The organism is Streptomyces sp. NBC_01537, assembly GCF_045040445.1.
In the GTDB taxonomy this organism is placed as follows: domain Bacteria; phylum Actinomycetota; class Actinomycetes; order Streptomycetales; family Streptomycetaceae; genus Actinacidiphila.
Genome location: NZ_CP109392.1, coordinates 5,092,396 through 5,114,949, shown reverse-complemented (window position 1 = coordinate 5,114,949; position 22,554 = coordinate 5,092,396). Strand labels below are relative to the sequence as shown.

17 protein-coding genes are annotated in these 22,554 nt (G+C 71.9%); 9 read left to right on the top strand and 8 right to left on the bottom strand.

Annotation, left to right across the window (positions count from 1 at the left end):
- Position 1: 1 nt before the first annotated feature.
- Positions 2–1,051 carry an ABC transporter substrate-binding protein gene (locus OG607_RS23590; RefSeq protein WP_405726829.1) on the bottom strand — a complete coding sequence of 350 codons (1,050 nt, stop codon included), beginning with the start codon at positions 1,049–1,051 and terminating at the stop codon, positions 2–4.
- 77 nt (positions 1,052–1,128) lie between these two features.
- On the opposite strand from OG607_RS23590, the gene OG607_RS23585 reads away from it, so the two are divergent.
- Complete coding sequence (locus OG607_RS23585) at positions 1,129–1,887, top strand: ABC transporter ATP-binding protein (protein WP_405726826.1); 759 nt, start codon at positions 1,129–1,131, stop codon at positions 1,885–1,887.
- Positions 1,888–1,899: 12 nt separating this feature from the next.
- Here OG607_RS23585 and OG607_RS23580 read toward each other — a convergent pair whose 3' ends face one another.
- Positions 1,900–2,520 carry a class I SAM-dependent methyltransferase gene (locus OG607_RS23580; RefSeq protein WP_405726823.1) on the bottom strand — a complete coding sequence of 207 codons (621 nt, stop codon included), beginning with the start codon at positions 2,518–2,520 and terminating at the stop codon, positions 1,900–1,902.
- 193 nt (positions 2,521–2,713) lie between these two features.
- Here OG607_RS23580 and OG607_RS23575 point away from each other — a divergent pair, with 193 nt between their 5' ends.
- Positions 2,714–4,735, top strand: a complete 2,022-nt coding sequence (locus tag OG607_RS23575; RefSeq protein WP_405726821.1) for a calcium-binding protein — start codon at positions 2,714–2,716, stop codon at positions 4,733–4,735.
- A 212-nt stretch (positions 4,736–4,947) separates the two neighbouring features.
- On the opposite strand, the gene OG607_RS23570 is transcribed toward OG607_RS23575, so the two are convergent.
- Complete coding sequence (locus OG607_RS23570) at positions 4,948–5,595, bottom strand: GNAT family N-acetyltransferase (RefSeq protein WP_405726818.1); 648 nt, start codon at positions 5,593–5,595, stop codon at positions 4,948–4,950.
- Between the two features lie 59 nt (positions 5,596–5,654).
- Here OG607_RS23570 and OG607_RS23565 point away from each other — a divergent pair, with 59 nt between their 5' ends.
- On the top strand, positions 5,655–6,614 hold the full coding sequence (locus OG607_RS23565) for a helix-turn-helix transcriptional regulator (protein WP_405726815.1): 960 nt from the start codon (positions 5,655–5,657) through the stop codon (positions 6,612–6,614).
- Between the two features lie 37 nt (positions 6,615–6,651).
- Here the strand turns inward: OG607_RS23565 and OG607_RS23560 are convergent, their stop codons facing one another.
- From OG607_RS23560 to OG607_RS23550, 3 genes are read right to left on the bottom strand one after another with little or no spacing between them, the layout of a single operon-like run.
- Positions 6,652–7,629, bottom strand: coding sequence for an SGNH/GDSL hydrolase family protein (locus tag OG607_RS23560; protein WP_405726812.1), 978 nt, complete (start codon positions 7,627–7,629; stop codon positions 6,652–6,654).
- Positions 7,626–9,896, bottom strand: coding sequence for an MMPL family transporter (locus tag OG607_RS23555; RefSeq protein WP_405726809.1), 2,271 nt, complete (start codon positions 9,894–9,896; stop codon positions 7,626–7,628). The genes OG607_RS23560 and OG607_RS23555 overlap by 4 nt, the downstream gene beginning before the upstream one ends.
- A gap of 2 nt (positions 9,897–9,898) precedes the next feature.
- The gene (locus OG607_RS23550; RefSeq protein WP_405726806.1) at positions 9,899–10,087 is read right to left on the bottom strand and encodes a hypothetical protein; all 189 of its coding nucleotides are present in this window, start codon (positions 10,085–10,087) and stop codon (positions 9,899–9,901) included.
- A gap of 204 nt (positions 10,088–10,291) precedes the next feature.
- Here OG607_RS23550 and OG607_RS23545 point away from each other — a divergent pair, with 204 nt between their 5' ends.
- From OG607_RS23545 to OG607_RS23525, 5 genes are all read left to right on the top strand, one after another.
- Positions 10,292–11,434, top strand: coding sequence for a histidine kinase (locus tag OG607_RS23545; RefSeq protein WP_405726803.1), 1,143 nt, complete (start codon positions 10,292–10,294; stop codon positions 11,432–11,434).
- Between the two features lie 175 nt (positions 11,435–11,609).
- Positions 11,610–15,089: a S8 family serine peptidase gene (locus OG607_RS23540; protein ID WP_405726800.1), complete on the top strand. Its 3,480-nt coding sequence runs from the start codon at positions 11,610–11,612 to the stop codon at positions 15,087–15,089.
- Between the two features lie 106 nt (positions 15,090–15,195).
- Positions 15,196–16,638: a DUF1906 domain-containing protein gene (locus OG607_RS23535; protein WP_405726797.1), complete on the top strand. Its 1,443-nt coding sequence runs from the start codon at positions 15,196–15,198 to the stop codon at positions 16,636–16,638.
- A gap of 86 nt (positions 16,639–16,724) precedes the next feature.
- Entirely contained in the window at positions 16,725–18,197 is a 1,473-nt protein-coding gene (locus OG607_RS23530; protein WP_405726794.1) for an endo-1,4-beta-xylanase, read from the top strand.
- A gap of 183 nt (positions 18,198–18,380) precedes the next feature.
- Positions 18,381–19,316, top strand: coding sequence for an SMP-30/gluconolactonase/LRE family protein (locus tag OG607_RS23525; RefSeq protein ID WP_405726791.1), 936 nt, complete (start codon positions 18,381–18,383; stop codon positions 19,314–19,316).
- Positions 19,317–19,355: 39 nt separating this feature from the next.
- Here the strand turns inward: OG607_RS23525 and OG607_RS23520 are convergent, their stop codons facing one another.
- Together OG607_RS23520 and OG607_RS23515 are read right to left on the bottom strand one after the other, a co-directional pair.
- Positions 19,356–20,519, bottom strand: a complete 1,164-nt coding sequence (locus OG607_RS23520; protein WP_405726788.1) for a hypothetical protein — start codon at positions 20,517–20,519, stop codon at positions 19,356–19,358.
- Positions 20,520–20,621: 102 nt separating this feature from the next.
- On the bottom strand, positions 20,622–21,575 hold the full coding sequence (locus tag OG607_RS23515) for a DMT family transporter (protein WP_405726785.1): 954 nt from the start codon (positions 21,573–21,575) through the stop codon (positions 20,622–20,624).
- A gap of 81 nt (positions 21,576–21,656) precedes the next feature.
- On the opposite strand from OG607_RS23515, the gene OG607_RS23510 reads away from it, so the two are divergent.
- Positions 21,657–22,553, top strand: coding sequence for a LysR family transcriptional regulator (locus OG607_RS23510; RefSeq protein WP_405726781.1), 897 nt, complete (start codon positions 21,657–21,659; stop codon positions 22,551–22,553).
- Position 22,554 lies beyond the last annotated feature (1 nt).

Sequence of the window (22,554 nt, the reverse complement as noted above, 5' to 3'; positions counted from 1 at the left end):
ATCAGCCCTTGCCCGTCGGCATGGCGTCGAAGTCGACCACGTCCTGCGGCCGCATGCCCGTCCCGACGAGCCCGGCCTCGCGCAGGCTCGTGATGGCGCGAGTGGCCCGGTCCAGGGTGATGAGCCCGATCGCGGAGCCGGTGCCCTGCGCCGTCACCGAGGGCGTCATCAGCTCGATCTCCTGGGTGGCGAGAGCGGCCACCGTCTCCGGGTGCTTGGCGTGCAGCAGCGCCCCGGCCTCGTCGGGATGCTGCACGGTGTAGACGAGCGCCCTGCGCATGGCCTCCCGGAACCGCTTCACCAGGTCGGGGTTCTTGGCGGCCAGCCCCTGCGTGGTGACCACCGCGTTGCCGAACAGGTCGGGCAGGTAGGTGCTGTACGGCAGTACGTCGACGGTCTGCTGCTTCGCCGCCAGTGTGGCCTTCTCGATCGTCGGCCGCCCGATCAGGAACGTACTCAGCGCGTCGACCTTGCCGCTGGCCAGGGTGGATCCCAGCTGGACCGGCTGTACGGCGACCCAGCGGACACCACTGGCGTCGATGCCGGCCAGGCGTGCGTAGCCGGGGAACAGCAGCTGGTTGACGGAGTTGGCGGCGGCCGCGATCCGCTTGCCGGCGAGGTCCTCGGGGGTGGTGATCCCGGAGCTCTTCATGCTCATGATGGCCACCAGCGTCTGCTGGTGAATGGCCAGAACGGCACGGAAGCCCTGGTATCCCTTGCCGCCCTTCGCGCCCGCCGAGATCATCGCCCCGGTCAGGTCGAGGGCGGCGAACTGCGCACGGCCGGCGGCCAGCGCCTTCAGGTTCTCGCCGGTCGCCTTGCCCAGCTCGATGTCCACGTCGAGACCGGCGTCCCGGAAGTAGCCCTTCTCCTGGGCGATCCAGGCGAACGCGTCCCGTCCGGCGGCGCCGAAGGCGGTGAGATAGGTGACGTGGTCCGTCGGACTGCCGGAGCCGGAGGGAGCCGACGTCGAGCCGCTGCCGCAGCCGAAGAGGGCTGTCATCGCCATGGCTGCCAGTAGCGTTGCCAGGGTGCGGAATTGTCGGAGCATGTGGCCTCCTCGCGAGGCTCATGTGACGATCTTTCAGATATTACACGTGCATGTCACACGACCCGTTGGAGTCAGCCATGATCCAACTAAGCGCGGTGTCAAAGGAGTTCACCAACCGCAAGGGCACCGTGCGGGCCCTGCACGGCATCGATCTGACCGCCGCCGAGGGTGAGTTCGTCGCCGTCGTGGGCCGTTCCGGCTGCGGCAAGTCGACGCTCCTGCGGCTGATCGCCGGGCTGCTGCCACCCTCCTCGGGCGACATACGGATCGGCGGACTGCCGGTCACCGGACCCCGCCGCGAGGTCGCCATGCTCTTCCAGCGGCCGGCCCTGCTGCCCTGGCGATCGGTGCTGGACAATGTGCTGCTGCCGGTCGAGATCTCCGGTCTGCCCCGCGCCGAGCACCGCGACCGGGCGGGCGAACTGCTCGCGATGATGGGCCTCGACGCCTTTCAGCGGCGCCTTCCGCACGAGCTGTCCGGCGGCATGCAGCAGCGTGTCGCCCTGTGCCGGTCCCTCATCCAGCGGCCGGAGGTGCTGCTCATGGACGAGCCGTTCTCCGCCCTGGACGCGCTGACCCGCGAGGAGCTCTCCGTCGAACTGCAGCGCATCCACCTCGAATACGCGGCCACGGTCGTCCTGGTCACCCACTCCGTCGACGAGGCCGTGCTGCTCGCCGACCGCGTCGTGGTGCTCAGCCCCCGCCCCGGCCACGTCCGCACCGTCCTGGACATCGGCATCCCCCGCCCCCGCTCCCTCGGCCACGACGTCCACCGGGCGGAGCTGGCCCGGCTCTCGGCCGAGCTGCACGAACTGCTGCTGTCGGGTGGGGGATGAGGCCCCCGCGCCTCAGCCGGGGGACACCGCGACGCCGAGCGAGTCGGCGCCCATGGTCTTGGGCGCGCCCTTCTCGTAGAAGACGTCGACGTCCTGGATGGTGAAGCCCGCGTCCGTCAGCATCTCGACGATGGGCCGGGTGAGGTGGCATCCCGCGAAGACCCGCTGCTCCAGCGGATCGAGCCGCCGCTGCCAGCGGCGGACCTTCTCGTCCGGGGCCAGTCCGTGTTCGACGAAGTGCAGTGTCCCGCCTGGCTTGAGGACCCGGCGCACCTCGCGCAGCGCGGCGACGGCGTCCGGGATGGTGCACAGGGTCCACGTGGACACCGCGGCGTCGTACGTGTCGTCCTCGAACGGCAGCGACTGGCCGTCCAGACCCGCCCGCCGCACCGGGACCGGCGACTCGTCGAGCCGCTTGGCCGCCAGCTTCCAGCCGACGTCGGAGGGCTCGACCGCGTCCACCCGCGTGACGGTCACCGGGTAGAAGGGCACGTTGAGCCCCGATCCGAACCCGATCTCGATGACCGTCCCCCGCAGACCCTGGCAGACCCGGCGGCGGAGCTCCTCGGCCGGCTTCATGCCGCAGGCGACGTTGACGATCCGAGGGACCACTTGCTCGACGTAGAAACCCATGACGGCCTCCATCCCCTCGATACCAGTCTGGCACCACACCGGGGCCGGGGCACTTCCTCGGCCTGAGCCACATGGGTGAGCCGCACGGGTGAAGTCGCCACCCGGGCGGCTCACCCGTGTGGCGCGGCGTCTTGACGGTGGATTCATCTGGTTGGGCTGCGGAAAACCTCACGCCGCCCCAAGGAGACGATCCATGAAGCCCATGCCGACCCTCAAGAGGCTGCCCGTGGCCATCGCCACGGGCCTGGCGCTCGTGCTGGCCGTGCCGGGGGTCGCCACGGCGGCGCCGGGGGACCTGGATCCCGGTTTCGGCACCGGCGGCAAGGTGGTGACTGCCGTGGGCAGCGATGTCCGCGGCGTGGCCGTGCAGGGCGACGGCAAGATCGTCGCCGTGGGCAACGGCAGCATGGACGGCTTCGGCGGCGACTTCGCGGTCACCCGCTACAACCCGAACGGGAGCCTGGACACCGGCTTCGGCACGGGCGGCACGGTGTTCACCGACATCGGGGGAGGCGCCGACGAGGCTCATGGGCTGGCGCTGCAGTCCAACGGAAAGATCGTCGTGGTCGGCCGCAGCGAGAATTTCGAGGACGGCGGCTGCTGCTGGTTCACCCTGGTCCGTTACAACCCCGACGGCAGCCTGGACACCACCTTCGGCACCGGCGGAAAGGTGGTCGCCGGCTTCGGCGGCGGCGGCGCCGACGACGGCAATGCCGTGGCGATCCAGAGCGGCGACCAGAAGATCGTCGCCGCCGGTATGCGAGGCGGCGGCGACTTCGAGGTGGTCCGCTTCGACACCAACGGCGCCCCGGACACCGGCTTCGGCACCGGCGGCCTGGTCACCACCGACTTCGCCGGCGGCGCCGACGTGGCGAACGGCCTTGCGCTGCAGTCCGACGGCAGGATCGTCGCGGCCGGCTACACCGGGGACAGCGGGGGCAACTACGACTTCGCCCTGGCCCGCTACAACACCAACGGCACCCTGGACACCGGCTTCGGCACCGGCGGCAGGGTCACCACGGCGTTCAAGGGCTTCGAAATGGCCAACGGGGTGGTGGCCCAGGCCGACGGCCGGATCGTGGCCGCCGGCTTCACCGGTACGAACGTGGGCGGGACCGACGACTTCGCGCTCGCCCGTTACAACACCAACGGCACCCCGGACACCGGCTTCGGGACGGGCGGCAAGGTCACCACCGACTCCGGCGGCGCCGACCAGGCGTACGCCGTGGCGCTGCAGTCCGACGCGAGGATCGTCGCCGCGGGCCGCCGCTTCTCGGGCGGCGACTCCGACTTCGAACTGGCCCGCTACAACCCCGACGGCACCCCGGACACCGGCTTCGGCTCGTCCGGCCTGGTGACCACCGGCTTCGGCGGCTACGACCAGGCCAACGCGGTCGCCGTCCAGCCCGACGGCCGGATCGTCGCCGCCGGCACCGGCCAGCCGGGCGGCAGCTCCGAGTTCGCCCTCGCCCGCTACGTAGGCGGCGGCGCACCTCCCCCGCCGCCGCCCGCCGGTGTGGACCTGTCCGTGACCAAGACCGGGCCCGCCACCGTCGCCCTGGGCGATCCGGCCACCTACACCGTGACCGTCACGAACACCAGCGCCACCACCGCGGCCACCAACGTCACCCTCCGCGACACTCTCACCGGCCCCGGCTCCCTCACCTCCGCCACCCCCGGCCAGGGCACCTGCACCACCACCGCCACCACCGCCACCTGCTCGCTGGGCACCCTCGCTCCCGGCGCCCACCCCACCATCACCCTCGTCACCGACACCCGGGCCGCCGGCACCCTCTCCGACACCGCCACCGTCAGCGCGACCCAGTCCGACCCCACCCCGGCCAACAACACCGCCACCGCCAACACCACCGTGACCAACCCCCGCGGCTGCACCGTCATCGGCACTGCCGGCGCCGACAACCTGGTCGGCACCAGCGGCAACGACGTGATCTGCGGGCTCGCCGGCAACGACACCATCAGCTCGGCCGGCGGCAACGACGCAGTCTACGGCGACTCCGGCAACGACAGCGCCGACGGCGGCAACGGCAACGACACCCTCTACGGCGGCCCCGGCAACGACGTCCTGAACGGCAACTACGGCGACGACCGGCTCAACACCGTCGACGGCGTCTCCGGCAACGACATGGCCCTGGGCGGCCCCGGCTTCGACACCTGCACGACCGACCCCGGCGACACCCGCAACAGCTGCCCCTAGGGCCTGTCTTGTGGATCTCCGTGGGGAAGGAGCGGGGTCTGGTGCGTGCGATCGCAAGGCGGAGGAGGGAAGCGACGCGGTGGGGGCACCTCCCAGCGTCTAGCTGGGGGACGTCGTTGACCGACGACAACGCCGCGAGCGTGCGTGCCAGGGCACGCGACGCCGCGGAGATCCACAAGACAGGCCCTAGGGCCTGACCGGGGTCGGAGCGCTCAGAAGTCGACGCGCATGACGACCCGCCGGGGGCTGGGGTGGCTGACCTCGGTGAAGCCCGCGTCGGCGAACACATCGCGGCTGCCGACGTGAAGCTCGCCCCAGGTGATCTCCTTGCCGGGCTGGGTGATCATCGTGTACGCCTCGACCGCACGGGCGCCGTGCTCACGGGCGTAGCCGACAGTGGCGCGTGCGAGGGCGTACGTGATGCCGCGTCTGCGGAAGCCCTTGCGGGTGACGAAGCAGGTGACGGCCCAGACGCCGTCGTCCGTCCTGTCCTCGTCCCGTCCGGTCCACGGGGTGCGGGTCCGCAGCAGGCGCGGGTAGGCGGTGCGCGGCTCGATCGCACACCAGCCGACCGGCTCGCCGCCGGGGCCGCCGCCGGGACCGCCGCCGAGGTAGGCGACGAGACCGCTGGTCGAGGGGGCCTTCGGGTCGCCGCACGCAGTCTGCTCGCGCAGCCGGGCGAGGCGTGTGGTTTCGGAGAGCGCACGCCACTCGAAATCGCGGACCTTGTAGTACTGGCAGTGACATCTGCCCGGTTCGCCGGTGGTGCCGAAGACCGCCCGCAGGTCGTCCCATGACGCCTCGTTGGCCGGGACGATCGTGAGCTGGTCGGCGGTGATGGGCTCGGCTGCTTCGCTCATGCAGCGAACGCTAGCCTGCGTTCCGGACGATACACATCCGGAAATGAGGGGGACCGAGGGTGCACGACGCGAGCCCCACCGCGCGGGCGCTGCTGGCCCTTGAGCTGGTCCAGAACAGCCCGGGCATCACCGCCGCCCGGCTGGCGGACCGGTTGGCGGTGTCCGAGCGGGCGGTCCGCCGGTACGTCGGCATCCTGCGCGAGGCCGGCATCCCGATCGAGTCCGTGCGCGGCCCGTACGGGGGCTACCGCGTCGGGCGCGGGCTCCGGCTGCCGCCGCTGATGTTCACCAACACCGAGGCCCTGGGACTGGTCATGGCCGTCCTGGAGGGGCACCATCGCGCGGGCGACCCGGCCGACCCGGTGGGCAGCGCCCTCGGCAAGATCATCAGGGTTCTCCCCGGTCCGGTCGCCGAGCCCGCCGACGCGGTCCGCAACGTCCCGGCCCTGCCCCCGGACCCCGACGCCGCCCGCCCGAGGCCCAGCCCGGAGACGACCGCGCTTCTCGTCCAGGCCTGCGCTTCGTCGCGCCGGCTGCGGCTGGGCTACCGCATGGGCTCCGGACGCGATCACGTCATGGAGGTCGATCCCTGGGCCGTCGTCGTACGCCATGGCCTCTGGTATCTCCTGTGCTGGTCCCACACGCGGGGCGCCCGCCGCGTCCTGCGCCTGGACCGGGTGACCGCCACCGAGGTTCTCCCGGACACCTTCACCCCGCCGGACGGACTCGACGACCCCGTCCTCACCCTTGAGCAGCACCTGTCCGAAGGGTGGAAGTACCGGGTGGAGGTCGTCATCGACGCACCCGCGGCCACCGTCGCCCGGTGCCTCCCGCGCAGCCTCGGCCAACTCGAGGCGACCGGCCCCGGGCACTGCCGCCTCACCGCGACCACCGACGAGCCCGACTGGTACGCCCGCCAGCTCATGGTGATCGAGGCGCCCTTCCGCATCGTCGGACCGCCCGAACTGCGGGAGGCCGCGCGCCTGCTCGGGCAACGCCTGCTGCGGTCCTCCACATAGCTGAGGACCGCAGCAGGCACCGCCGGCGCACCAGGGCCTAGCGCTTGAGCTTGTCCAGGACCGCGTCGGCCATGCCCCGCTCACCGCGCGCGTTGGGGTGGACGGGGGCGGCGGGGGCGAGGGGGATCATCGGCTCGATCCACCGGGTGCTGCGGGCCGAGCAGGCGTCGTGGCCGACGGAGGGCGTGTACGTGTCGACGTATCCGGCCCCGGCGGCTTGCGCCGCTTGCTTCAGCATGGTGTTGAGCCGCTGCTGCTCCTGGTGGAGGAAGGTCACGTCGCCGGGTGCGAGCCCCATCTCGCGGCCGCAGTTGCCGGCCTCGGACGGCAGGGCCGCCGGGTATCCCACGACGTACACCGCGGCATTGGGGGCGCGGCGTTTGATGTCGCCGAGCGCGTCGGCGAGTTGTTCGCCCGCCGCGTCGATCTTCTGCCGGACGGTGTCGGTGCCGCCGGAGATGTACTGGTCCTTGCAGGGCGTGTCGCCGGTGTACTTGCCGTTGCCGGTGGCGTAGTAGAAGACGCCTGCCGTGACGCACTTCTTGATGATCGCGCTGAAGTCGATGTCGTTGCCGCCGATGCCGAGGGTGACCAGCCGGGTCGTGCCGGACAGCGCCGACAGCTGGGCCGGGTTGTCCCCGTCGCCGGTGGACTGGGCGGAGGAGAGGTCGGCGATGGTGGCGCCGCTGCAGCTCATGTCGCGGAAGTCGGCCGCCTTGATGCCCAGGTTCTGGGCGACCAGCGACGGGTAGTTGCGGTCGGAGCGGTCGCACCCGGCGGGTGTCCCGGTCTGGCCCGGGATGTTCGGGCCAGCGGTGTAGGAGTCGCCCAGCGCGACGTACGGGCTGTTCGCCGTGACCGGGGCCAGGGCCGCCGCCGTGGTGGCGGGGGCGGCCGAGGCCTTGCGGGAGGTGGCGGAGACCGGGTCGCCGTCCTTCGGGTCGCAGCCGGCCGCGGCGAGGAGTACGCCGCTCATGGCCAGGACGGCCAGTCCGGCTCGGGTGGAGGTTTTCAACGCGTTGTCCTGTCGTCGACGAGCTCGGCCCGGGCAAGGACCGGGGCGGGGGCGGGGACCGGAGCGGCGGCCGGGGCGGGGACAGGGACAGAGGCGGGGACAGGGACGGACTGATGGGTGAGGGCCTCGCCCTCGACGTCGACACGCGGCAGGATCCGGTCGAGCCAGCGGGGCATCCACCAGGCGGCCTTGCCGAGCAGGGCGAGGACGGCGGGGACCAGGGCCATGCGGACGACGAAGGCGTCGAACAGGACGGCGATGGCGAGACCGAAGCCGATCATCTTGATCATGGACTCGCCGGCGCCGATGAACCCGGAGAACACGGCCATCATGATCAGCGCGGCGGCCACGACCACCCGGGCGCTGTTCCGGAACCCGCTGACGATCGCCTGGCCGGGCTCGTCCCCGTGGACGTACGCCTCCCGCATGCGGGCGACCAGGAAGACCTCGTAGTCCATGGCGAGGCCGAAGACGATGCCCACCAGGAAGATCGGCATCATGCTCATGATCGGGCCGGTGGTCTCCACACCCAGCAGGCTCGCGCCCCAGCCCCACTGGAAGACCGCGATGACGGAGCCGAGGGCCGCCAGGACCGACAGCAGGAAGCCGACAGCCGCCTTGATCGGGACGAGGATCGAGCGGAAGACCACCATCAGGAGCAGGAAGGCCAGGCCCACCACGACGATGAGGTAGGGGATGAGGGCGTTCTGGGTCTTCTGGGCGACATCGATGTTGAGCGCGGTGGTGCCGGTGACCTCGAAGTTCGCTCCCTCGGCGGCGGCCTCGGTCGCGGAGCGCTGCGCCCTGATGGTCTTGACGAGGTCCTTGGTCTGCTCGCTGGTGGGCGAGGTGGACGGGACGGCGGAGAAGACCGCGGTGTCGCCCGCGGTGTTGAACTGCGCCGCGGAGACGGACACGACTCCCTTGGTGGCGCCGATCTTCTCGGAGATCGTGGTGACGGCGGCCTTGGGGTCATCGGAACCCTTGGCGTCGACGACGATGGTCAGCGGGCCGTTGAAGCCGGGGCCGAAGCCCTTGGCGAGGTCGTCGTAGGCCCGGCGCTCGGTGGTGGAGGTGGACTTGGCCTCGTCGCCGGGCATGCCCAGCTGCAGGTCCATGACCGGTATCGCGAGCGCTCCCAGACCGGCGACCGAGGCGATGAGTACGGGCAGGGGGCGGCGCAGGACGAAGCGGGCCCAGCGGCTGCCGCCGTTGTTCTCGCCGGCCGCCTTGGCATGGCCGCGCTTGCGGGACCGGCGGGACAGGACGGCGTTGGGCCAGAAGCCCAGCAGCGCCGGGACCAGGGTCAGTGCGATGAGGACACCGATGACAACCGCTCCGGCGGCGGCCAGACCCATCTTGGTGAGCATCGGGATGCCGACGACGGAGAGCCCGGCCAGCGCGATGACGACCGTCAGCCCGGCGAAGACGACCGCCGACCCTGCCGTGCCCGCGGCCAGGCCTGCCGCCTCCTGGGGCGTGTGGCCCTTGGCGCGCTCCTCGCGGTAGCGGGAGACGATGAACAGCGCGTAGTCGATGCCGCAGGCCAGGCCGAGCATCGTGGCCAGGGTGCCGGTCGTCTCGGACAGCCCGAGCGTGCTCGCCAGGGCCAGGATCGAGGCCATGCTGATGCCGACACCGAGGATCGCGGTCAGCAGCGGCAGCCCCGCAGCGGCCATCGAACCGAAGGTGACCAGCAGGACGACCGCTGCGATCGCGATGCCGATGGCCTCGGCCGAGCCGCCCGCGGCGGGCTGGGTGGCCAGTGCGGTGCCGCCGACCTCGACGGTCAGGCCCGAGTCCCGGGCCTGGGCGATGGCGTCCTCCAGAGTCTTCTTGGCGGCGTCGGTGAGATCGTCGGCCTTCACCTTGTAGGTGACGGTCGCGTACGCCGTCGAGGAGTCCTTGCTCACCGCCTTCGCCTGGAACGGGCTCACCGCACTGGCGACCTGCGAGCCGTCGCCCGCCTCGTCAACGAACTTCTCGATCGCCGCCCGGTTGTCCGCCGCGGTGACCTTCTGCCCACTCGGGGCCACGAAGACGACCCGGGCGTTGGCCCCGTCGGCGGCGGAGCCGGGGAAGCGCTGCTCCAGCAGGTCGAAGGCCTTCTGCGACTCGATACCCGGCATGGAGTTCGTGTCGTCCGGGGCGGCGGGCGCCTTGGCGGCGCCGAAGCCGACGGCGGCAAGCACCGCGACCCACATCAGGGCGACGTACCAGCGCCGCCGGAAGGCCAGCCGGCCCAGTCGGTAGAGGAAAGTAGCCATGGTCAGGCCTCCTGACGCCGGCCGCGGCCCTTGAGGAGGCTGACGCCGGCCCCGAGCGAGACGACACCCATGCCGACGCCGGTCATGACGCCCTGGGCGCCGTCCACGGCGAAGGGTGCGATCGCGGCCACGACGAGGTTGAACAGGAACAGGAACCACAGGACGGGCTTGGAGGAGAGCAGCGCCTTCACGGGGGTTTTCCTTTCGGGAGGGCCAGGGATTTCCCCGTCGGGGAGCCGTTGACCTGGCGAGATCAACGATCCCGTCAGCGGCTCGCCGCCACGAGGGACCGCTCTCCCGAACCTGGGGTGTAGCCCGCTACACCCCCAAGGGGCGGCCTGCTCTCCCGCGCACGCCGCACAGTCCTCCTAGCGTTGACGGCATGGGTACGACGCATGGTTAGGACAATCCGGCAGGCGGCGCGAGCCACGGCACAACTGGCCAGGGCCGCGGTGATGGCCTTCGGCTCGATCCTGTTCATCACGGTGCTGCTGGTCGCGGCTGTCCCCACGCTCGCCGTGGTCGGTGCAGGGCTGCTGCCGGAGGCGGTGCTCCTGATGCGCCGGATCGCCGGGGCCAAACGGCGCCAGGTGGCCGAGTGGACGGGCAGGCGGATCCCCGAGGCGTATCTGCCGATCGAGGGCCCGCTGCGCGAACGCCTGCGCGCAGCGGTCCGCGACCCGGGCACGCTCACCGACCTGCTCTGGATGATCGCCCACTACGGCTACGGCTTCATGGGGCTCTCGGCCGTGCCGCTGTGGATCGCGGGCCTGCCGGTCGACGCCGTGCGGCAGGGGCTGCTGGGCCGCCCGGCGGTGGTTTTGCCCCTGATCGGGCAGCTCGCGGACCTGGAGGCCACCTGGTCGGCCGCGCTGCTGAGGCCCTCGCCGAAGGCGCTGCTGGCCGAGCGGGTGGAAAACCTGACGCAGACCCGGGCCGGTGCGATCGCCGCCCACGGCGCCGAGCTGCGCCGGATCGAACGGGACCTGCACGACGGTGCGCAGGCCCGGCTGGTGTCGCTGTCGATGCGGATCGGGCTGGCCAAGCGGGCGTACCAGCGCGACCCGGAGGCCGCGCTGAAACTCCTCGAGGACGCGCAGGACCAGGCCGAGCAGGCGCTGACCGAGCTACGGCACGTGGTGCGCGGCATCCACCCGCCGATCCTCACCGACCGCGGACTGGCCGGAGCCGTACGGGCGCTGGCCGCGAGCAGCGGGCTCGACGTGACGGTGGACGTGGACGGACTGGAGGACGGCCCCAGGGCCCCGGCGGCGGTGGAGGCGGCCGCGTACTTCGTGGTGGCCGAGACGCTGACGAACGCGGCCCGGCACAGCGGATCGAGCCGGGCTTCCCGGGCTTCGGTCCACCTCGCCCGTACGGCAACGGGGTTGCGGGTGGACGTACGCGGTGAGGGCCCCGGCGACGCAGGCGAGACCGGCATCCGGCAGCGGGTCGCCGCACTCGACGGAACCGTGCTGGTGACCGCTCCCGTCGGTGGGCCGACGGTGATCGAGGCGGAACTGCCCTGCGCGTGGTGACCCGCAGGGCCCGGACAGGCCCTGGGGACCTGGCCGATCGGACGAGGCGGGCCCCGTTCCGGGGCGGGCGGGTGTGGCCGTTCGGGGGAGGTGGGCGGGTGGCCCCCGGGACGAGAGTCGGAGGCGGCGGTCGGCGAGGGTCCGGCCGTGACTCTTGCCCGGAGGGGATCGGCACATGGGGATCGAAGGCAGAAGGAGCGGGAGCGGGGTTCGCAGGGCGGCGCTCGCGGGCGCCGCCTCCGCGGCTCTGGTGGGGCTGGTCGCGGCGGCGCTGCCCGCCTCGGCCGCCGGTACGGTGCCGGCGGCAGCGACAACTCCAGCGGCAGCGGGCGCCGGCGCGGGCCGGACCGTCCAGCGCATCACGCTCATCACCGGCGACACCGTGGGCCTGGACCGCAGGGGCCGCGTCACCGGGGTCACCCGGGGCGAGGGCCGGGACGGGATCCCGGTGTCCGTACAGCGCTTCGCGGGCCATACGTACGTGATCCCGGCCGATGTCGGCCGGCTGCTGGCCGACGGCCGCCTGGACCGGAGGCTGTTCGATGTGACCGGCCTCGCGGCGGCCCACTACGACGACGCGCACCGGCGGAGCGTCCCGCTGATCGTGGCGTACGGGAAGGGCGCCGCCCAGCGGAGCGCCAAGCGGGCGCTGCGGGCGGCCGACGCCGACGTGACGCGCCAACTGCCGGCGGTCCGGGGGGAGTCGATGACGGCGCCCAAGTCCCGGGCGGACGAGGTCTTCGAGGCACTGACCGACCCGGTCAGCGGCCGGGCCGGCGGCGTCGCCACCTCCACCGTCACCACCGCCCCCGGGATCGACCGGATCTGGCTCGACGGCCGCAGGAAAGTCAGGTCGGCCACGGTCAAAAGCACCCCGGACCCGAAGGGCGGCCCCGTCCAGATCGGCGCCCCGGCCGCGTGGAAGGCGGGCTATGACGGCAAGGGCGTCAGGGTGGCCGTCCTGGACAGCGGCATCGACGCCACACACCCGGACCTGAAGGGACGTATCACCGCCGCCAAGGACTTCTCCGGCAGCGGCAGCACGGACGACGGGAACGGCCACGGCACCCACGTGGCCTCCACCATCGTCGGGTCCGGCGCGAAGAGCGGCGGGAAGTACGTGGGCGTCGCGCCCGGCGCCCGGCTGCTGGTCGGCAAGGTGCTCGACGACGGCGGTTCGGGCGAGGACTCCGGGATCCTCGCCGGCATGCAGTGGGCGGTCGACCAGAAGGCCAGGGTCGTCAACATGAGCCTGGGCGCCACCGACTTCACCGGTGACGACCCGATCGAGCAGGCCGTGAACAGCCTCTCGAAGTCCTCCGGGACCCTGTTCGTCATCGCCGCCGGCAACGACGGGCCCTCCGACACCACCGTCGGCTCCCCCGGCTCCGCCGAGCAGGCGCTCACCGTGGCCGCCGTCGACCGCCACGACGCCCTCGCCGACTTCTCCAGCCGCGGCCCGACCGCCGACGGCACCCTCAAGCCCGACATAGCCGCGCCCGGGGTCGACATCGTCGCCGCCAAGGCCGTCCACGGCCACGAGGGCGACGCCGCGGCCCCGGGCTACGTCACGATGTCCGGCACCTCGATGGCCACCCCCGCCACCGTGGGCGCCGCCGCCATCGTCGCCCAGGAGCACCCGGACTGGACGGGCCAGCAGCTCAAGGCAGCTCTGATGGCCTCCGCCAAGCCGCTGTCCGGGCAGGGCTCCTACGCGGTCGGCGCAGGCCGGGTCGACCTCACCCGGGCGATCCGCCAGACGGTCACCGCCCAGCCCGGCTCGGCCTCCGTCGACCTCGGCGTCCAGCAGTGGCCGCACACCGACGACCAGCCGGTCACCCGCGCCCTCACCTACCGCAACACCGGCGACAGCCCCGTCACCCTCGACCTCGCGGTCGGCGACCGGATCGGCCCGGACGGAAAGGCCGCCGCCACGGGGGTGTTCAGCGTCTCCCCCGCCCGGCTGACCGTCCCGGCGGGCGGCACGGCGGACGCCACCGTCACCGCCGACACCCACGCCCCCGGCCTCGCCGACGGGACCTGGTCGGCCGCCGTCACCGCGACCGGCGACGGCCAGAGCGTCCGTACCGCCGTCGGCGTCGTGCGCGAGGTGCCGTCGTACAACCTGACCCTCAAGGCCATCGGCCGCGACGGCAAGCCCGCCAAGGACACCAACCTGAGCATCGCCGGGCTGGACAGCGGCCGCGGCTACCGCCCGTACGACGCCGGGGACAAGGACGGCGATGGCGTGGTGACCGTCCGCCTGCCCAAGGGCCGCTATCTGCTGGACACCCAGATCGAGACCGCCACGGGCGGCAGCGACAACCTGTCCTGGCTGGTCACGCCCAAGCTGGCGATGGACCGCGACCGCACCCTCACCCTGGACGCCCGCACCGCCAAGCCCCTCCACGTCACCGCGCCCGACACCCGGGCCCGGCTCAGGGCCGCGCAGCTGCTGATCGCCGCGCACGGCGCGGACTCCGAGTACGACTACTCCGGCGGCCTGCTCACGAGCGACTACGGCCACATCTACATCGCCCAGGCCGGCCCCGCCGCAACCGCCGGGGACTTCATCGCCCAGTACGGCGGCATCTGGCAGCACCGGGCCTCCGATCCGCAGTACGACCTGGTCGTCACCCGCAAGGGCAGCATGTTCACCGGCCTGAACCGCGCCGTCTCCAGGCACGGCCTCGCCAAGGTCGTCACCGCCACCGGCTCGGTCACCAAGGGCACCCGGTTCACCCCGAGCGCCTCATGGACCGTGCCCGGCTGGGACGCCCTCGACAACTGGATGACGTCGCTGGAAGGCGCCCGGCACAACGCCCCCAACGCCTCCGCCGTCCAGTACGTGTCCACCGGCGACAACCTGCGCTGGAACCTGGCCCTGGCCCTCTCCTCCGCCTCGCACCCGGACCTGGGCACGCTGGAGTCCACCGCGCCCCGCCGCTACCTGCCCGGCCGCACCTACCGGGAGACGTACAACACCGCCGTCTTCGGCCCGCTCGTGTCCAGCGGCACGGGAGCCTTCTACCTGGGCAGTCAGTACGACATCTGCCTGGCGCCGTTCTCCGACGGCGGCGGCCACGTCCTCTCCACCGCCGACGGCCAGGCCACGTACCGCACCCGCTTCACCACCGGCGGCACCACCCTGGTCAACTCGACGGAGGACCCCTGCCTGATCGAGCCGGGCAGCGGGCTGAAGAGCCGCACCGCCAGCTACCGCCTCAGCGTCGACGCCGCCCGCAGCAGCCGGGTCTACCGCGCCGGCACTCACGTGTCCACGGTCTGGGACTTCACCCTGGCGCCCGCTTCCGGCACCCGGGTCCAGACCATGCCGCTGTCCGTCGTCCGCTTCACCCCGAAGCTCAGCCTGAACAACTCCTCGAAGGCAGGCACCCGCATCACCGTCCCGGTACGGCTCCAGGGACCGGCGGCCGCATCCGGCGCCCTGCGGTCGCTGACCGTCAAGGTGTCCTACGACGGCGGCCGCACCTGGAAGAACGCCCCGGTCCGCACCACGGCCGGCGGCAAGCGGTCCGTGACCCTGGCCCAGCCCCGGACGCCCGGTTCCGTGTCCTTCAGGGCCACGGCCACGGACAGCAAGGGCAACACCGTCCACGAGACCCTGACCAACGCGTACCGCACGGTCAGCTGACCTGAAGCAGTCAACCGGCCCCGCCCCGAGGCATCTTGGGGCGGGGCCCGTGTGCTATAAAGCCGGTCTCCGCGCTCTGTCGCACCGATTATCTGAAGGACCCCGCGTGCCGCCTGTGCCCAGACTCACCGTCCTGTCCACTGCCGCACTCGTGGTCCTCGGCGTCGTCGCCGCCTCCCCGGCCGCGGCGGCCACCCCCACCCACACCACCAAGGTGTCGTGGACCCTGACGTACTCGAAGTACGCGGGCGGTTTTCTGCAGGCTGCGGGCACCGCCTCCGGGCCGGTGGGGCGCGCGGTGTACTTCCAGCGCAGCACCGCCTCCGGCTGGAAGACGATAGCCACCGGCACGACGAACTCCACGCACCACTTCACGCTCAAGACGTCGAGCACCGGCGCCGGCACCTTCAAGTTCAAGGTCTACGTACCGGTCAAGGGCACCTGGAAGTCCGCGTCCGGGACCACGTCCAAGGCGACGGTCGCGCTCAACGGCACCAAGGCCACGATCAAGGCGGCCGCCAAGGTCGTCTGGGGCCACAAGGTGGCCGTCGCCGTGGCCGGGACGACCTCGAAGTACGACCCCGTCCGCACGGTGGTCCTCCAGCGGGCCTCCGGCACCACCTGGAAGACCGTCGCCACCCAGAGCGTCACCGCCTCCAAGGCGGGGACCTGCGTCTCCGGCTCGACCGCCAAGAACATCTGCACGACGGTGAACTGGCCCGCTCCCGCCTCGGGAACCCCCAAGCTACGCGTGGTCGTCCGCGCCACCGCGCTGTCCCACAGCGCCACCAGCAACACCGTCGCGGTCACCGTCGTGCTCGCCACGCCCAAGGTCTTCACCGGCGAGTCCTTCGACACCGCCAGCGCGCCGGCGCTTTCCACCATGACGGCATGGTCCGGCACCTCCCCCTACGGAGGGGTCGGCGTCTACATCGGCGGCGCCAACCGCTGGGACCAGACCCAGGCGAACCTCACCGCCTCCTGGGTCAAGAGCGTGACCGCCGACGGCTGGAAGCTGGTCCCGATATACATGGGCGCCCAGGCGCCCTGCACCACCCGCACCTACCTGATCAGCACCGACCTCACCACAGCCGCCACCCAGGGCACGACCGACGCCGCCGACGCCGTGTCCGCCGCCAAGGCCCTGGGCATGCAGCCCGGCAGCGCGATCTACCTGGACATGGAGAACTACAACGTCCCGTCCGGCGACACCACCTGCGCGCCCGCCGTGCTGGCCTACACCCGGGCCTGGGACAAGGCCCTGCACAGCAAGGGCTACTGGGCCGGCTTCTACAGCAGCAGCAGCTCGGGCATCAAGCGGATGTCGGCGGCGGCCACCGCCGGGACCACCGACCTGCCGGACATCATCTGGTTCGCCAACTGGAACGGCGTCGACGACACCACCGAGAGCAGCAACTACCTGCTCTCCACCCAGTGGACCGGCCACCGCCGCGGGCACCAGTACAAGAACGGCGCCGAGACCTGGGGCGATGTGAAGGTCAACATCGACGGCAGCGCCTGGGACGCCCCCGTAGCCGTCATCGGCTGAGAATTCGACGTCGCCGCACGGCAACCTTGTGAGGACCCGGCGACCACACAGAGCGTCAGCTTTGTACGGTCGAGAGGACCAGGTCCGTGTCACTCACCCCCGCACCGCCCGCCCGGCCGTCCCACCGGCGCCGCCGCGCCCGCCGCCGCGCGGCGGCCCTCGCCCTCGCCGCGGTGACGGCCGCCGGCCTGGGGGCCGTCCCGCTGGTGATGCACGCCGGCGCCGCCACCACGACGACGCTCGACCAGCTGGCCAAGGCGAAGGGCAAGCTCTACTTCGGCTCGGCCACCGACAACTCCGAGCTCTCCGACTCCGCCTACTCCTCCCTCCTCGGCAGCGAGTTCGGTGCCATCACCCCCGGCAACACCATGAAGTGGGACACCACCGAGCCCAGCCAGGGGAAGTTCGCCTTCACCAAGGGCGACGCGGTGGCCGCCTTCGCCGAGAGCCACAACCAGCTCGTCCGCGGCCACACCCTGGTCTGGTACAGCCAGCTCCCCAGCTGGGTGTCCGCCCTGCCCAAGAGCCAGGTGCAGGCGGCGATGGAGAACCACATCACCCAGGAGGTCAAGCACTACAAGGGCAAGATCTACGCCTGGGACGTGGTGAACGAGGCCTTCAACGACGACGGTTCGTACCGCCCGAACCCCTTCTACAACGCCATGGGCAGCGGCTACATCGCGGACGCCCTGCGCACCGCGCACGCCGCCGACCCGGCCGCCAAGCTGTACATCAACGACTACAGCGTCGAGGGCACCGGCGCGAAGAGCGACGCCCTGTACAACCTGGTCAAGTCGCTCGTCTCGCAGGGCGTCCCCATCGACGGCGTCGGCATGCAGGCCCACCTCGTCACCGGGCAGGTGCCCGCCACCCTCCAGCAGAACATGCAGCGCTTCGCCGACCTCGGCGTCGACGTGGCGCTCACCGAGCTGGACATCCGCATGACCCTGCCGCGCACCGCCGCCAAGGACGCCCAGCAGGCCACCGACTACCGGTCGGTGGTCAGCGCCTGCGTCGTCGTCTCCCGCTGCGTCGGCGTCACCGTGTGGGACTACACCGACAAGTACTCGTGGATCCCCTCGGTCTTCTCCGGCCAGGGCGCGGCGCTGCCCTACGACGCGAACCTGGCCAGGAAGCCCGCGTACGACGGCATCGCCACCGCTCTGACCAGCGGCGCCGGACCGCTGCGCGGCACCGGCTCGGGCCGCTGCCTGGATGTGCCCAACGCTACGCAGACCTCGGGCACGGCCCTGCAGATCTGGGACTGCAGCGGGAAGTCCAACCAGCAGTGGACGCTGACCGCGAGCGGCACGGTGACCGTCTTCGGGACGCGGTGCCTGGGCACGGCCGGCAACGGCTCGACCGCCGGCACCAAGGTGCAGATCCAGACCTGCGGCGGTCAGTCCGCCCAGCAGTGGACGCTGCACTCCGACGGCACCCTGACCGGAACGCAGTCGGGGCTGTGCCTGGACGTGAACCGGGCCGCCACCGCGAACGGATCGTCGGTGCAGCTGTGGACCTGCAACAAGCGCACCAACCAGCAGTGGAAGCGCACCTAGGGCTCAACATGACCGGCCGCCGCGGCTTTCCCGGCCGCGCGGCCGGTGCCAACCTGGCCCGCCAAGGGCGCCGAGTACGCCTTCCTGAAGGACTACCTGCAGACGCAGACGACGGCATACTGACCCGCGTTGAGTTGCTGAGTCCGCAGAGCCCCACCCCACTCTTCACGGAGGCCCTGAACCATGACCCGGAACCACCGCCACCCCTCCCGCCGCGCCCTTCTCGGCGGTGCCGCCCTCGCCGCGCTCGCGTTATCGGCCCCCGTCGGCACGGCGAACGCCGCCACCGCCTGGCCGACGGAGTTCCCGCTCCCCGACGGTTTCCTCCCCGAGGGGATAACCATCGGCTCGAAGCCCTACGCCTACATGGGATCGCGCGCGAACGGCGCCGTCTACCGCACCGACCTGCGCACCGGCGAGGGCGGCATCCTCTACCCGGGCGCCACCGGCCTGGTGGCCCTCGGGCTGAAACTGGACCATGACGGCCTGCTCTACATCGCCGGCAGTACGGGCGTCGCGCGGGTCGTCGACTCCCGTACCGGCGAGCTCGTGACCACGTACCAACTGACCGACGCGACCGGCCACTTCATCAACGACGTCATCCTGCTCGGCGACCGCGCCTGGTTCACCGACTCGAGCGACAGCGTGCTGTACGGCGTACCCCGCGGCTGCGAGGGCGAGATCCGCGCCCTGCCGCTCACCGGCGACTGGGTGCAGACCCCCGACGCGATCAACGCCAACGGCATCGTCGGCACCCCCGACGGCCGCGGCCTGATCGTCGTGAGCAGCACGCCGGGCAGGCTCTACAACGTGGACCTCACAACCGGTTACGCCACCGGGATCGCGCTGACCGGCGCGGCCGACGTCGCAGGCGGCGACGGTCTCGTCCGCATCGGCCGCACCCTGTACGTCGTACAGAACCGGCTGAACCTGATCAGCGTGTTCGACCTCGACGCCGACGCCCACTCCGCCACCCTGCTCCGCACCATCACCGACCCCCGCTTCGACATCCCGACCACCGCCGCCCGCTGGGGCGACCGCCTCTACCTCGTCAACGCCCGCTTCTCGAGCCCGCAGTTGCCGGAGACGACGTTCAACGCGGTCGCCGTCTCCATCTGACATGTGCTGCGGGGCTCCGCCGATGGAGCCCCGCAGCGGTCAGCCGTCGAACGTCCGGCGCAGGCGGCGGAATCCGCGTCGGCCGACGACGCGCAGGAGGTCCTTGGTGGCGACCTTGCGGATCGAGGAGTCCTCGATGGCGCTCGACAGCCGCGCCTGCCGGGACCGCGTCGCGGCGGATCCCGCGGCGATCCCGCCCAGGACGGCTTCCACGGCCGCGGCGGTGGGGATGAACTCAGGCGCCACGGTTCCGGCCGGGCCGCCCGTGCCGGCGGGGCGCGGGGTCAGTGCCGACAGGTCGCCGATCGTCCGGAGGCCGAGCTTCGCTATACGGGCGACCATCTCCTCGGCCACCGCGGCCGCCGCCTCCTCGGCCCAGGCGGGAGTGGTGATCCGCGGCTCGCCGGGCAGCGGCCGGTAGGCCTGCATGTGGGGGACCACTTCCTGGCGCACCATCGTGCGGCGCGGATAGGTCTTCCAGGGGCTCTCGGCGAGCCTGCGGTTGAGCTGCAGAAGCAGTTCGGCCTGGCTCAGGGTGAGGGAGCGGTTGATGCCGTCGTCCTCCGGCACGAGCAGTCCCTCCGGGAGGTCGAGCAGCCCCTCGAAGGTCCGGAACAGCCGCTCCGGTTCGGCGTCGTCGACCACGACGACCGTGAGGTCGTCCCGCCCCACCGCGTCGGCCCAGCGCTCCAGCAGCACGTCATGCCGGTGCCGGTGCCAGAACTCGGGCGTCGGACAGTCCTCGTCCGGTGAGCGGCGCAGCAGACCGGCGAGCCAGTCCTCGTAGGAGTGGCACCGCCCGTGCTTGACGTCCTGCTGCCAGTGGGACGGGAGGATCTTCAGCAGCGGCCGCAGGGTCACCACGACGTGTACGTCTCCGCCCGTGAGCCCCTTCACCACGGCCCGCGCGGCCCGCGAGTCGGCGTTCGAGAAGAACTCGCTGCTGATCATCACCCGACGGCCGCCCGCCCCGGCGACCTCCTCGCACAGAGCCTGCCAAGGCGCGGCCGGAGGGTCCGCGCCGGTGACCGCGACAGCCGGCTCCTTCGCCTGGCGTCCCTTCCAGGCGTACAGCACACCGTGCGCCGCCAGCTCCGTCCGCGCACGGTGGAAAGCCCCTTGCAGCGCGGTCGTTCCCGTCTTGTACGGCCCGACGTGCAGCAGCCGGGTGCCCGGCGCGAGGGGGATTCGTTCACTGGACATGGCCGGGACGCTAAGGGCGAGCCGTGAAGGCGGAGTAAGCGCGGTATGAGAGGAGCCTGAGAGCGCCTGCGGGGCGGCCATCGGCGCCACGATGCGCTGAATTCAGCCCGTCCGGCGATTGAGGACAAAGCGCAGCCGGCGGGCTGCGCAACCCGGCGAAGGCGCTCCCGGCAGCGCCTTCGCCGGGTCCCGGTGAGCGCGCTCGACGCTCTGGCCCCAGTACGTCCCGGCGACCATCAGCCCCGCGCCGAGCGCGGCGAGGACGGTGAGCCGTTCGCCGCCGAGGCAGACGCCGATGGCGACCGCCCACACCGGTTCCGTACCGAGCAGCAGGCTGGCCCGGCTGGCGGAGGTGCGCTGCACGGCCCAGGTCTGGGCGAGGAAGGCGAAGACGCTGCAGAACAGGGCCAGGTAGACCAGCTCGGTCCACGTCGTGGCACCGGCATGGGCCAGCGCCGGCAGGTCGCCCGCGACGGGCACCGCGAACAGCGCGGAGCCGACGGCCATCTGCACGGCCGTCAGGTGCAGCGGACGCACATCGCGCCCGGCCGTGAGCCGCCCGACGAGGGCGACGTGCCCCGCCCGCACCACCGCGGCGACCAGCATGAGCAGGTCGCCGGTCCGTGGGGCGTGCAGCCCGTTGCCGGCCATGAGCAGCCCGACGGCCACCACGCACACACCGGCGGCGGCGAAGAACTTCGGCGGCAGCCCGCCCCTCCCGCTCACGCGATCGAGCAGCGGGGTGAGCACGATGGTCAGACTGATGATCAGGCCCGCGTTGGCGGCGCTGGTGTGGGCGACGCCGTACGTCTCCAGCAGCAGGACGGCCGCCTGGGTGAGACCCAGCAGCGCGCCGGCGCGGACCTCGTCGCGGCTGAAGGAACCGAAGGGGCGGCGTACGAGCACAAGACAGACGAGTGCGGATATCGCGTACCGCGCGAACAGGACCACCAGGACCGGGAGGGCGGAGGTGGCTGTCTTCGCCGCGAGGTAGCTGGAACCCCAGACGATCGCGACGAGCAGAAGTACCAGGTCGGTACGGCGGGTATGAGACATAGCCCCTACGGTGCCCGTCGGCGACGCTGAAGCCCAGTAGGAACTTCTCAACCGACCATGTAGTTCTCCTACACTCAGAGCATGGACGAACGGCAGCTGCGGATCCTGCGCGAGCTCGGCGAGCTGGGAAGCGTCACCGCGGTCGCCGAGGCACTCCTCGTGACGCCCTCGGCGATCTCCCAGCAGTTGCGGCTGCTCCAGCGCTCGATCCCCGTCCCGCTCACCGAGCGCGACGGACGACGGCTCGTTCTCACCCCCGCCGGGCAGGCCCTGGCCGGCGCGGCGATCGACGTGGAGACCGCGCTGGCCAGGGCCCGGCACACCGTCGAGGACTTCGTCGGCCGGCCCGACGCCGTCGTCACCCTGGCCGCCTTCAACAGCGCGGCCGCCGCGTTCGCCCCGCTTCTGCTGTCCGCCTTCTCCGCACCCGGTCGTCCCCGGCTCGTCCTCGCCGACGAGGACGTCGCCCAGGACCGCTTCCCCCGGCTCACCCGTGACTACGATCTGGTCCTCGCCCATCGCCTCGACCACGCCCCCGCGTGGCCGCACACCGTGTCCGTCACCACGCTGCTGCGCGAGCCGCTCGACGTCGCGATGCCCGCCGCCCACCCCCTCGCCGGCAAACGGCGCCTCCTCCCGCGCGATGTGGCCGGCCACCCCTGGATCACCGTCCACGACGGCTTCCCGCTGATGGCCACCATCGACGCCATCGCCGCGGCCGCGAACCGCCGCCTGGACATCGTGCACCGCATCAACGAGTTCGCCGTCGTCGCCGAGGTCGTCGCGGCCGGCGGCGGCCTCGCTCTCATGCCCCGCTGGACCACCCGCCCGCACCCCGCGGTCGTCCTCAAGCCGCTGTCCGGCGTGCACGCCCGGCGCCACATCGACGTACTCCACCGGCCCGAGCGCACGGCGCGCCAGGCCGTCCGGACGGTTCTCACCGAGCTGCAGCGCGCCGCCGCGACGATCAGGGGATGAG